The organism is Streptomyces sp. NPDC059166, from assembly GCF_042755185.1.
Lineage (GTDB): Bacteria > Actinomycetota > Actinomycetes > Streptomycetales > Streptomycetaceae > Streptomyces.
Genome location: NZ_JBHZCI010000019.1, coordinates 34,576 through 46,070 on the forward strand (window position 1 = coordinate 34,576; position 11,495 = coordinate 46,070).

Annotated in this window: 11 protein-coding genes and 1 riboswitch; of the genes, 7 read left to right on the forward strand and 4 right to left on the reverse strand. The window is 70.1% G+C overall.

Annotated elements, in window-relative coordinates:
- The first annotated feature begins 265 nt into the window (after positions 1-265).
- The 6 genes from ACFXOA_RS16450 to ACFXOA_RS16475 all read left to right on the forward strand — a co-directional run bounded on the left by ACFXOA_RS16450 (position 266) and on the right by ACFXOA_RS16475 (position 7,427).
- Positions 266-1,030 carry a GntR family transcriptional regulator gene (locus ACFXOA_RS16450; RefSeq protein WP_385028205.1) on the forward strand — a complete coding sequence of 255 codons (765 nt, stop codon included), beginning with the start codon at positions 266-268 and terminating at the stop codon, positions 1,028-1,030.
- A gap of 179 nt (positions 1,031-1,209) precedes the next feature.
- Positions 1,210-1,464: a DUF3311 domain-containing protein gene (locus tag ACFXOA_RS16455; protein WP_385027967.1), complete on the forward strand. Its 255-nt coding sequence runs from the start codon at positions 1,210-1,212 to the stop codon at positions 1,462-1,464.
- On the forward strand, positions 1,461-3,095 hold the full coding sequence (mctP, locus tag ACFXOA_RS16460) for a monocarboxylate uptake permease MctP (protein ID WP_385027970.1): 1,635 nt from the start codon (positions 1,461-1,463) through the stop codon (positions 3,093-3,095). The genes ACFXOA_RS16455 and mctP overlap by 4 nt, the downstream gene beginning before the upstream one ends.
- Before the next feature lie 112 nt (positions 3,096-3,207).
- Entirely contained in the window at positions 3,208-3,705 is a 498-nt protein-coding gene (locus tag ACFXOA_RS16465; protein WP_385027973.1) for a GNAT family N-acetyltransferase, read from the forward strand.
- Positions 3,706-3,743: 38 nt separating this feature from the next.
- Positions 3,744-3,881, forward strand: a riboswitch (cobalamin riboswitch).
- A 133-nt stretch (positions 3,882-4,014) separates the two neighbouring features.
- Positions 4,015-6,408 carry a ribonucleoside-diphosphate reductase subunit alpha gene (locus ACFXOA_RS16470; RefSeq protein ID WP_385027976.1) on the forward strand — a complete coding sequence of 798 codons (2,394 nt, stop codon included), beginning with the start codon at positions 4,015-4,017 and terminating at the stop codon, positions 6,406-6,408.
- Positions 6,408-7,427 (forward strand): ribonucleotide-diphosphate reductase subunit beta, encoded by a 1,020-nt coding sequence (locus ACFXOA_RS16475; RefSeq protein ID WP_385027979.1) that lies wholly within the window; start codon positions 6,408-6,410, stop codon positions 7,425-7,427. Before ACFXOA_RS16470 ends, ACFXOA_RS16475 begins: the two co-directional genes overlap by 1 nt.
- Before the next feature lie 113 nt (positions 7,428-7,540).
- On the opposite strand, the gene ACFXOA_RS16480 is transcribed toward ACFXOA_RS16475, so the two are convergent.
- On the reverse strand, positions 7,541-7,753 hold the full coding sequence (locus tag ACFXOA_RS16480) for a hypothetical protein (RefSeq protein WP_385027982.1): 213 nt from the start codon (positions 7,751-7,753) through the stop codon (positions 7,541-7,543).
- An 81-nt stretch (positions 7,754-7,834) separates the two neighbouring features.
- On the opposite strand from ACFXOA_RS16480, the gene ACFXOA_RS16485 reads away from it, so the two are divergent.
- On the forward strand, positions 7,835-8,809 hold the full coding sequence (locus ACFXOA_RS16485; protein ID WP_385027985.1) for a GlxA family transcriptional regulator: 975 nt from the start codon (positions 7,835-7,837) through the stop codon (positions 8,807-8,809).
- Between the two features lie 24 nt (positions 8,810-8,833).
- Here the strand turns inward: ACFXOA_RS16485 and ACFXOA_RS16490 are convergent, their stop codons facing one another.
- The 3 genes from ACFXOA_RS16490 to ACFXOA_RS16500 form a co-directional block, all read right to left on the reverse strand.
- The gene (locus tag ACFXOA_RS16490) at positions 8,834-9,571 is read right to left on the reverse strand and encodes a D-Ala-D-Ala carboxypeptidase family metallohydrolase (protein ID WP_385027988.1); all 738 of its coding nucleotides are present in this window, start codon (positions 9,569-9,571) and stop codon (positions 8,834-8,836) included.
- A 171-nt stretch (positions 9,572-9,742) separates the two neighbouring features.
- Complete coding sequence (def, locus tag ACFXOA_RS16495) at positions 9,743-10,381, reverse strand: peptide deformylase (RefSeq protein ID WP_385027991.1); 639 nt, start codon at positions 10,379-10,381, stop codon at positions 9,743-9,745.
- A gap of 78 nt (positions 10,382-10,459) precedes the next feature.
- Entirely contained in the window at positions 10,460-11,452 is a 993-nt protein-coding gene (locus ACFXOA_RS16500) for a hypothetical protein (RefSeq protein WP_365528501.1), read from the reverse strand.
- Between the last annotated feature and the right edge of the window lie 43 nt (positions 11,453-11,495).

An 11,495-nucleotide genomic window follows, 5' to 3' on the forward strand; every position in this document is an offset into this window, starting at 1 on the left:
TGCAACCCCCCCACCCACCCGCGAGGACGTACGCCTGGCGCTACCTGTGGGGCTGGGACCTGGTCTTTAATGGTTTAGACCAGTACCGGGAGCTTGGCCTAGACCTTTAGGGGTGTCAAGGGTGTATAAGAAGTGCACTCGCGTCCGTTATCGGACCGACACCTGAGGGAGGGCGACGAGCCGTGACCGGACCGTGCCACCATGTGAGCCGCGACAGACGGAGGAGCCGGTGACGGCAGCAGCGCAGCAGTCGGGAAGGCGTGCCATGGGTGCCGACGGGGCCAGCAGTACGAGCGAGGCGGGTGCGGGCGCGCGAACGGCGCGCGTCCCCAAGTACTACCGGCTCAAGCGTCATCTCCTCGAGATGACGGACACCATGCCTCCCGGCACTCCGGTACCCCCCGAGCGGACCCTGGCCGCGGAGTTCGACACCTCGCGCACCACGGTGCGCCAGGCACTCCAGGAGCTGGTGGTCGAGGGCCGGCTGGAACGCATCCAGGGCAAGGGCACCTTCGTCGCCAAGCCGAAGGTCTCCCAGGCCCTGCAACTCACCTCGTACACCGAGGACATGCGCGCCCAGGGCCTCGAACCCACCTCGCAGCTGCTGGACATCGGCTATGTGACCGCGGACGACACGCTCGCCGGACTGCTGGACATCACGGCCGGCGGCCGGGTCCTTCGGATCGAGCGGCTCCGCCTGGCCAGCGGTGAGCCGATGGCCATCGAGACCACCCATCTCTCGGCCAAGCGCTTTCCCGCGCTGCGCCGTTCGCTGGTGAAGTACACCTCCCTCTACACCGCTCTCGCCGAGGTGTACGACGTGCGGCTGGCGGAGGCGGAGGAGACCATCGAGACCTCTCTCGCCACGCCTCGCGAGGCCGGACTGCTCGGCACCGACGTGGGTCTGCCGATGCTCATGCTGTCCCGTCACTCGATCGACGGGGACGGCGAGCCGGTGGAGTGGGTGCGCTCGGTGTACCGGGGCGACCGGTACAAGTTCGTCGCCCGTCTGAAGCGCCCCGTCGACTGAGCTCTTCCGGCCCCTTCCGCGTCGCCGATTCCCCTGCTCCCGCGGGGGGATCAGTCGTTTCGGGCGACACCGGAACGTTGCAGGACCGCAATGCGGACGGGGGGTGACGGTGGCCGGGGCTCTCGCCTAGATTTCCTGCGCATTACACCAGGTGATCAGCGAGGGGACGGAGTCGCCACATGCCAGATGAAATCGATGCGAAACCACCGGTAGTGACACCCATGAGGGTGGTGATCGCGCTCTGTCTGCTCGCGCCGTTCGTCGCGATGCTCTGGGTCGGCTCGTACGCGAAGGTCGACCCGACCTTCATCGGCATCCCGTTCTTCTACTGGTACCAGATGCTGTGGGTCCTCCTGTCGACCTCGCTCACGATGATCGCGTACAAGCTGTGGCAGCGTGACCAGCGCGCCCGCAAGGGGGGTGCGTCGGCATGAAGGACGGCGTGAACGGCGTCGCGCTCGCCGTCTTCATCTTCTTCTTCCTGGCCGTCACGGTCATCGGGTTCATGGCCGCGCGCTGGCGCAAGGCCGAGAACGAGGCCAGCCTCGACGAATGGGGCCTGGGCGGAAGGTCGTTCGGCACCTGGGTCACCTGGTTCCTGCTCGGCGGTGACCTCTACACGGCGTACACCTTCGTCGCGGTACCCGCGGCGATCTACGCTGCGGGGGCGTCCGGCTTCTTCGCCGTCCCGTACACCATCCTGGTCTACCCCCTCATCTTCACCTTCCTGCCGCGCCTGTGGTCCGTCTCGCACAAGCACGGCTACGTCACCACCTCGGACTTCGTCCGCGGCCGCTTCGGGTCCAAGGGGCTCTCGCTGGCGGTGGCGCTGACCGGGATCCTCGCCACGATGCCGTACATCGCGCTCCAGCTGGTCGGCATCCAGGCCGTACTGGACGTGATGGGCGTCGGCGGTGGCGAGACCACGCACTGGTTCGTCAAGGACCTGCCGCTGCTGATCGCGTTCGCCGTACTCGCCGCGTACACGTACTCGTCGGGGCTGCGCGCGCCCGCGCTCATCGCGTTCGTCAAGGACGGCCTGATCTACCTGGTCATCGCGGTGGCGATCATCTACATCCCGATCAAGCTCGGTGGCTTCGACGACATCTTCGCCAAGGCCGGCGAGGCGTTCTCGGCGAAGAACGAGGCCGCGGGCAAGCCCGTCGCCGGACTGGTGCCCGGGGAGATGGGCCAGTGGGGCTACGCCACCCTGGCGCTGGGCTCGGCGCTGGCGCTCTTCATGTACCCGCACTCGATCACGGCGACGCTCTCCAGCCGCAGCCGTGAGGTGATCCGGCGCAACACCACCATCCTGCCGCTGTACTCGCTGATGCTGGGTCTGCTGGCGCTGCTCGGTTTCATGGCGATCGCCGCCGGGATCAAGGTGGACAACGGCCAGCTCGCGATTCCGCAGCTCTTCGAGAACATGTTCCCGGACTGGTTCGCGGGCGTGGCGTTCGCCGCGATCGGGATCGGCGCGCTGGTCCCGGCCGCGATCATGTCGATCGCCGCGGCGAACCTCTTCACCCGCAACATCTACAAGGACTTCCTCAAGCCGGACGCGACGCCCGAGCAGGAGACCAAGATCTCCAAGCTGGTCTCGCTCCTGGTCAAGGTGGGTGCGCTCGTCTTCGTCCTCACCATGGACAAGACGGTGGCGATCAACTTCCAGCTGCTCGGCGGGATCTGGATCCTCCAGACCATGCCGGCCCTGGTGGGCGGCCTGTTCACCCGCTGGTTCCACCGCTGGGCCCTGATCGCCGGCTGGGCGGTCGGCATGATCTACGGCACGGCGGCCGCGTACGGGGTCGCCAGCCCGACGCAGAAGCACTTCGGCGGTTCCTCGAAGGAGATACCCGGCATCGGCGAGATCGGCTACATCGGTCTCACCGCGTTCGTGCTGAACGTCGTCGTGGTGGTCGTGCTGACCTTCGTGCTCAACGCGATGAAGGCCCCGGCCGGTGTGGACGAGACCTCGCCGTCCGACTACACGGCGGACATCGGCGACCCCGGCGTCAAGGCGGAGCTCCCGCCGGCCACGGCGGGCGCCCCCGGCGGTCACTGACCCCGGCCCCGAGGCGGCCCCGGCGGGAGCGAGTTCCCGCCGGGGCCGCCTCATGTGCGGCCCGCCCCGCGAACCCGGGCGCAGATCCGCCATGACGCGCGAGACTGCTCCCATGGACGTGTCGATCGGGCCGGTCGGGCCCTCTCAGTACGAGGAGCTGGGCGAGATCACGGCCCAGGCCTATCTCGGCGACGCACTTCTGGACTTCGGTGACGAGGACCCCTACCTGGAGCAGCTCCGGGCGATCGGCCGGCGGGCCGCCGAGGCCGAGGTGCTCGTCGCGTCCGATGCCCGCGGGCGGCTGCTGGGAGGCGTCACCTACGTCCCGCCCGGCAGCCCGTGGGCGGACATCGCCCGGCCCGGCGAGGCCGAGTTCCGGATGCTGGCCGTGGCCGCCCGGGCCCGCGGGCGGGGCACCGGCGAGGCGCTCGTACGGGCGTGCGTCGAACGGGCACGTACCGCCGGGCTGTCGAGGATCGTCCTGTCGACGCATCCGGCCATGCTCGGGGCCCATCGCCTCTACGGCCGCCTCGGTTTCGTACGGACTCCCGACCGGGACTGGAACCCGCTTCCGGGCCGCCCACTCCTCACGTACCGGCTCGATCTCTGATCGCACGACACAACATGTGGGGGCCGCTCCAACCGGCAGCCCCCACATGTATGCTCGACCTCGCTGTCGTCGCAGGGGAATCCGGTGTGAGTCCGGAACTGTCCCGCAACGGTGTGACCGGTGTGCCTGCGCACACCCGTGAAGTCCGAGGACCTGTCGACAGCGCGCCCGGCTCGACCGAACCGGGCGCCGAGACGTCCGGGCCTCGCGGAAGGCCGGTGGACGCCGCGCGCCGCGCTGCCCTCCGGGCCTCGCCGTGCCCGGCTGCCCCGCTCCCGCAGGCCCCGAGCCGAGCGAGGGAAAGCCCCAGTGACCATCGCGCCAGCCGATCCGGTTTCAGCAGCGGAATCCGAAGGCCTCACGACCGACGCGCCCGGGACCGCTCTCCTGCGGACCCTGACCGCCCTCACCGCCGACCTGCCCGACACCGACCCCGGACGGGTCGCCGCCGCCGCGCTGCGCGGCCGGAGCGCCCGGGCGGACGAGGCGGAGCTGCGCGGGCTGGCGACCGAGGCCGCCGCCGGTCTGATCTCGGAGGACCCTGCCTACTCCCGGCTGGCGGCACGGCTCCTGACCCTGGCCATCACGGACGAGGCGGCCGGCCAGGGCGCGGACTCCTTCTCGGCCTCGGTCGCCGTCGGCCACCGTGAGGGCCTGATCGCGGACCGCACGGCCGGGTTCGTCTCGCTGCACGCCGACGCCCTCGACGCCCTCGTGGACGGGGCGCTCGCCGACGGCGCCGACGACCGCTTCGGCTACTTCGGGCTGCGGACGCTGTACAGCCGGTACCTGCTGCGCCACCCGATCACCCGGGAGGTCGTCGAGACCCCGCAGCACTTCATGCTGCGGGTGGCCGCCGGGCTCGCCGAGGACGACTCCGAGCGCGCCCTGGGCGAGGTGGCCGCGCTGTACGGCCTGATGAACCGGCTCGACTACCTGCCCTCCTCCCCCACGCTCTTCAACTCCGGCACCCGCCACCCGCAGATGTCGTCCTGCTATCTCCTGGACTCGCCCAAGGACGAGCTGGACTCCATCTACGACCGCTACCACCAGGTGGCACGGCTCTCCAAGCACGCGGGCGGCATCGGCCTGTCGTACTCCCGCATCCGGGCACGGGGTTCGCTGATCCGGGGCACCAACGGGCACTCCAACGGGATCGTCCCGTTCCTGAAGACGCTGGACGCCTCGGTGGCGGCGGTGAACCAGGGCGGTCGCCGCAAGGGCGCCGCGGCGGTCTACCTGGAGACCTGGCACGCGGACATCGAGGAGTTCCTGGAGCTCCGCGACAACACGGGTGAGGATCAGCGCCGTACGCACAACCTGAACCTGGCGCACTGGATCCCGGACGAGTTCATGCGCCGGGTCGACGCGGACGGGACGTGGTCGCTGTTCTCCCCGGCCGACGTCCCCGAGCTGGTCGACCTGTGGGGCGAGGAGTTCGACGCGGCCTACCGCGCCGCGGAGGCGAAGGGCCTGGCCCGCAGGACTCTGCCGGCGCGCGAGCTGTACGGCCGGATGATGCGGACCCTCGCGCAGACCGGCCAGGGCTGGATGACGTTCAAGGACGCCTCCAACCGGACCGCGAACCAGACGGCCGAGCCCGGCCGGGTCGTGCACTCCTCGAACCTGTGCACCGAGATCCTCGAGGTCACCGACGACGGCGAGACCGCGGTCTGCAACCTGGGTTCGGTCAACCTGGGCGCCTTCGTCGCCGACGGCTCCGTCGACTGGGAGCGGCTGGACGCCACCGTCCGCACCGCGGTGACCTTCCTCGACCGGGTCGTGGACATCAACTTCTACCCGACCGAGCAGGCGGGCCGCTCCAACGCCCGCTGGAGGCCGGTGGGTCTGGGCGCGATGGGGCTCCAGGACGTCTTCTTCCAGCTGCGGCTGCCCTTCGACTCCCCGGAGGCCCGGGCGCTCTCCACGAAGATCTCCGAGCGGATCATGCTCGCCGCCTACGAGGCGTCCTGCGACCTCGCCGAGAGGTCCGGCCCGCTGCCCGCCTGGTCGGAGACGCGGGCCGCCCGCGGTGTGCTGCACCCGGACCACTACGCCACCGAGCTGAACTGGCCGGAGCGCTGGGAGGCCCTGCGCGCCCGGGTCGCCAGGACCGGTATGCGCAACTCCCTGCTGCTCGCCATCGCGCCGACCGCCACGATCGCCTCGATCGCCGGTGTGTACGAGTGCATCGAGCCGCAGGTCTCCAACCTGTTCAAGCGCGAGACGCTCAGCGGGGAGTTCCTCCAGGTCAACGCCTACCTGGTGGACGAGCTGAAGAGGCTCGGCGTGTGGGACGCCCGTACCCGTGAGGCGCTGCGCGAGGCCAGTGGTTCCGTGCAGGGCTTCGCCTGGATCCCCGAGGAGGTGCGGGCGCTGTACCGCACGGCGTGGGAGATCCCCCAGCGCGGCCTGATCGACATGGCGGCGGCCCGTACGCCGTTCCTCGACCAGAGCCAGTCGCTCAACCTGTTCATGGAGACGCCGACGATCGGCAAGCTCTCCTCGATGTACGCGTACGCCTGGAAGCAGGGGCTGAAGACGACGTACTACCTGCGCTCCCGCCCGGCCACCCGGATCGCCCGCGCGGCGTCCGGTCAGGCGGCGGTCGCCCCCGTCCCCGTACAGCAGGCGTCCGCCCCCGACGCGGAGGCGATCGCCTGCTCCCTCGAAAACCCCGAGTCCTGCGAGGCCTGCCAGTGATGAGCACCACGAACGAAGAGAAGAACCTGCTCGACCCGGGCTTCGAGCTGACCCTGCGGCCCATGCGCTACCCGGACTTCTACGAGCGCTACCGGGACGCGATCAAGAACACGTGGACGGTGGAGGAGGTGGACCTCCACTCGGACGTGGCCGACCTCGCGAAGCTGTCGCCGGGTGAGCAGCACATGATCGGCCGGCTGGTGGCGTTCTTCGCGACCGGTGACTCGATCGTCTCGAACAACCTGGTGCTCACGCTGTACAAGCACATCAACTCCCCCGAGGCGCGGCTCTACCTGTCCCGGCAGCTGTTCGAGGAGGCCGTGCACGTCCAGTTCTACCTGACGCTGCTGGACACCTATCTGCCCGACCCGGACGACCGGGCGGCGGCGTTCGACGCAGTCGAGGAAATCCCCTCGATCCGTGAGAAGGCGCAGTTCTGCTTCAGGTGGATGGACTCGGTCGAGAAGATCGAGCGGCTGGAGACGAAGGCGGACCGCCGCCGCTTCCTGCTGAACCTGATCTGCTTCGCGGCGTGCATCGAGGGGCTGTTCTTCTACGGGGCGTTCGCCTACGTCTACTGGTTCCGCTCGCGGGGTCTGCTGCACGGTCTCGCCACGGGCACCAACTGGGTGTTCCGTGACGAGACGATGCACATGAACTTCGCCTTCGAGGTGGTCGACACCGTCCGCAAGGAGGAGCCCGATCTCTTCGATGACGCGCTCCGGCAGCAGGTCACCGACATGCTGAAGGAGGCCGTCGAGGCGGAGCTGCAGTTCGGCCGCGACCTGTGCGGCGAGGGCCTGCCCGGCATGAACACCGAGTCGATGCGCGAGTACCTGGAGTGTGTCGCGGACCAGCGGCTCACCCGGCTCGGCTTCCCGCCCCTCTACGGTTCGCAGAACCCGTTCTCCTTCATGGAGTTGCAGGGTGTCCAGGAGCTGACGAACTTCTTCGAGCGCCGCCCCTCCGCCTACCAGGTGGCCGTGGAGGGGACCGTCGGCTTCGACGACGACTTCTAGGTCCTCTCGTTCGGACCACGCCGGGCTCGCGTGCCCTGGTGCCGCACCCTGATCCGGCCCGGTCCGGACGAAGGACCTTCAGGGCTGTCCCGCAGTTCCCGGCGGGACGGCCCTCAGGTCCTCGCCCAGCTTCTCAGCGGGGGACGCCGCGTGGCCGTGACAGGCCGCGCGGCGCCGGCCGTCGCCGGGGGCTCCGCCTCCCGCTGTCGTCTGGCCTGGCGGAGCTCGCGGGAGATCCGGCGCTCCCGCGCGAGCCCGACGAGCGCGGGCAGCGTGACGAAGGCGAAAAGTGCCGCTATGGACAGGTAGCTCAGGAATGTGTTCATGGCTCCACTGTCGCCCGGCCGACGCCCTCACGGCAGTGGCAGGACTGTCATGCACCATCGAATTACTGCCATACTGCCGCCATGCTGAAGAATGTCGCCGTCCTGCTGGTCGATGAGGTCAACCCTTTCGAACTCGGCGTGCTGTGCGAGGTGTTCGGCCTCGACCGCTCCGAGGAGGGCCTGCCCGTACAGGACTTCGCGGTCGTCTCGGCCGGAGGGTCCACCCTCGGGACGCATGCGGGTTTCACCATCAGCACCCCGCACGGGCTGGAGCGCCTGGAGGAGGCGGATCTCGTCGCGGTGCCCGCGGGGAGGGGATTCACCGAGCGGGAGTTCCCGGAGGAGGCGCTCGAGTCCCTGCGCAGGGCCGTGGCACGCGGAGCGCGGGTGATGAGCGTCTGCTCCGGCGCCTTCCTCCTCGGCGCCGCCGGCCTTCTGGACGGCCGCCGCTGCACCACCCACTGGCGCTACGCGGAGCAGCTCGCCCGGCGCTTCCCCGGGGCGCGCGTGGAGCCGGACGTGCTCTACGTGGACGACGGGGCGGTCGTCACCTCCGCCGGCACTGCGTCCGGGATCGACGCGGCGCTGCACCTGGTCCGCCAGGCCCACGGCCCCGCCGTCGCGAACGCGATCGCTCGCCGCATGGTGGTCCCGCCGCACCGCGACGGCGGCCAGGCGCAGTACATCGAGCGCCCGCTGCCCAGGAACCGCTGCGACACGGTCGGCGAGACGCTGGCGTGGATGGAGGGCCACCTCGACCAGGAGATGAGCGTCGAGCAGCTGGCGGCGCAGACCCACATGTCGCCCAGGACCTTCGCCCGCCGTTTCCAGCAGGAGACCGGGACCACGCCCTACCGCTGGCTGCTGCGGCAGCGGGTGCTGCTGGCGCAGCACCTGCTGGAGACCTCCGACGCGACCATGGACACGATCGCGGGGAGGACGGGGTTCGGGAACGCGGCGGCGCTGCGCCACCAGTTCGTACGCGTACTGGGCACGACGCCGAACACCTACCGGCGGGCGTTCCGCGGGCCGGAGGGCCTGACCGAGGCGGCCTGACCGTCCGGCCCACGGAAGCCGGTGTCAGATACCGCAGTTGGCGGCCGACCAGAAGTGGCTCGGCCCCTGGTTCACGTGGATGTGGTCGCTGTGGCCCGCGTAGCCCGGGCCGAGGATCCCGTTGAAGCCGTGGTTGCGGGCCTGCTTGGCGATGGTGCACAGCGAGTGCGGCCCGGAGCCGAGGTCGACGGCGTCGCCGTACATGTGACGGCTGTTGGACGCCCCGCCGACCGCGGAGTTGCACGAGGTGGACCGGAAGCCGCTGGTGACCCGGATGGGCTGGTCACCGAGCGCGTGGCGCAGCGCCTCCAGCTTCCACATGCTGCTCAGCGCGTTCGCCTTCGCGGTACCGGCCGCGACTTTTCCACCCGCCCAGGTGCTGTTGCACGTGTTGAGCTCGGGATAGGTGAAGTGGATCGGGGTGCAGTCGTTGTCCTGGAGCGCGTAGAGCTTCGCCTGGGTGTTCGGCCCGGCGACGCCGTCCGCGGCGAGTCCGTAGGCGGACTGGAAGCGGGTCACCGCCGCCTTGGTGGCCGGTCCGAAGGAGCCGTCGATGGCGAGGACCGAGTTGTAACCGGGGTAGCCGGCCACCCTGATCTGGAGCTGGGTGACGTCGTTGCCCGACATCCCCTCCTTCAGCGTCCGGGTCCAGGTGTAACAGCCGTCGGCGTGCGCGGTGCCGGCGGTGGCCAGTCCACCACCCACGCACACAGCCATGATCATGACAAATCCGAGTAGCGCACGCGAGACACGTCGGAGCATGAGTTCTCCCTGTTGTGGGGGTGAGCTGCCGGGAGTGAGCCTGTCGGAAGGTGTCTACCCGCGTCAACTACCCCTGGGAAAACGCTTGTTGAACCGGCCGGCCCTCACACGGCACCGGAACGCGGCAGGGCCCCACCGGTGTGCAGGGGCCTGCCGCGTTCCGTCGTGGACTCAGTCGTTCGCGACGACCGGGTAGCGGGGAGTGCCCTCCGCCATCTGCTTCAGCGCGTCCTTGCGGTCCCGCTTGGAGAGCCGGTCGATGTACAGGTAGCCGTTCAGGTGATCCGTCTCGTGCTGGAGGCAGCGGGCGAAATAGCCCGTGCCCCGCACCCGCACCGCGTTGCCCCGGGCGTCCTGACCGCGCACGACCGCGTAGTCGGGGCGGGCGAGCGAGGCGTAGGCCGTGGGCACGGAGAGGCAGCCCTCGTTGGAGTCGTCGAGGTTGCGCTGCTCCGGGGCCAGCTCCTCGACCACCGGGTTGCAGATGGCTCCGACGTGCCGGACACCGTCGTCGTCCGGGCAGTCGTACACGAAGACCTTCAGGTCCACACCGATCTGGTTGGCGGCCAGCCCCACGCCCTCGGCGGTCCGCTGGCTGGCGAACATGTCGTCGATCAGCTGGGCGAGCTCGTCACCGAACTCGGTGACCGGCTTGCACTCCCGGTGCAGGACCGGGTTGCCGACCACCGTGATCGGGCGGGAGGTGCCGCGCTCGCGGTGCGCCGTCTCGCGCGCCTCGCAGTCCTCGGTGTCCACGAGGAACCCCTCGTCGTCCACACCGGCCTGCTGGTCCGTCTCCTGCTGCGACATGTCCGCCGTACGCCTTCCTGCAACCTGAACCCGTGAGTGCGCACCCGCTTCGGTGCCCGTACAGCCTACGGGCACCGGTCAGCAGACTTCTTCCAGATCCCGCCACTCACGGCTGTCCGGACTGTCCGCCACCCAGCCGTCCAGCAGCCCTCGCACCAGCCCGGCGGGAGCGGCTATCCCGCACTCGCGCTCAGGTACCCACAGGTCACCCGCGGTGCGGTGGCCGAGAGGGCCCGGGTGGCCCGGCTCGCTGTGGTCGTGCGGGTCCAGGTGCTCGCCGTCGCCCTCGTCGCTCTCCATCCGGCTCTCCGAGCAGGCCCGGCACAGCAGCCGCACCGAGGACGACCAGTCCTCGGCGGCGAAGCCCGCGTCGGAGGCCAGCTGCTCCAGCGCGTCCCGGTCGGCCTCGGTGGCCGCCTCCAGGAGCACGACCCAGGTGGGGACGGGTGAGGGTGCCCACAGCTCGATCTCGTCGAAGACCGGGTAGGACGGCCCGGCCGCCGTGACCCGCTCGCCGTTCGGCACCCCGTCGTGCAGGACGACCTCGCCCCAGCGCCGGCCCGAGGACGGCAGCGGGATCGACAGCACCTCCATGCGCGCCGGATCCAGCCTGCGACCCCACACGACCTCGGCCTCGCCCTCCGGCGAGAGCCGCACGGCGGCCGTGCCCAGCTGCATGCCCGTCGGCTCGCTGTTGGCCGCCGCGTTGTACTGCCCGGCGCCCGGCACCTTCAGCCCGTACGCCTGCCACGCCCGGCGGGCCAGCGGCCAGTCCTGGAGCGCGGTGGCCGCGATCCCGACGTTCCACCAGTCCGGGGCGCCGGACTCCCGGTCCAGCAGCGCCACGGCGCGCAGACCCGCCGCCCTGGCCTGCTCCCAGTCGTGCCGGAACTTGTGCAGCAGCGCCAGATTGAACCAGGACTCGGAGAGCCAGGGCTCCAGATCCGCCGCGCGTGTCAGCAGTGCCCCCGCGTCCTCGTACCGGCCGTCGCCGATCAGCGTGAACGCGCGGTCCGTGGCCTGCCGCCAAGAGGCGGACGGCCGATGCCGTACCTTCCCGAAGATCCTCACGATTCCCGCCTGTCCCGACTGGACACCCTCGTTTGCCGCTCTT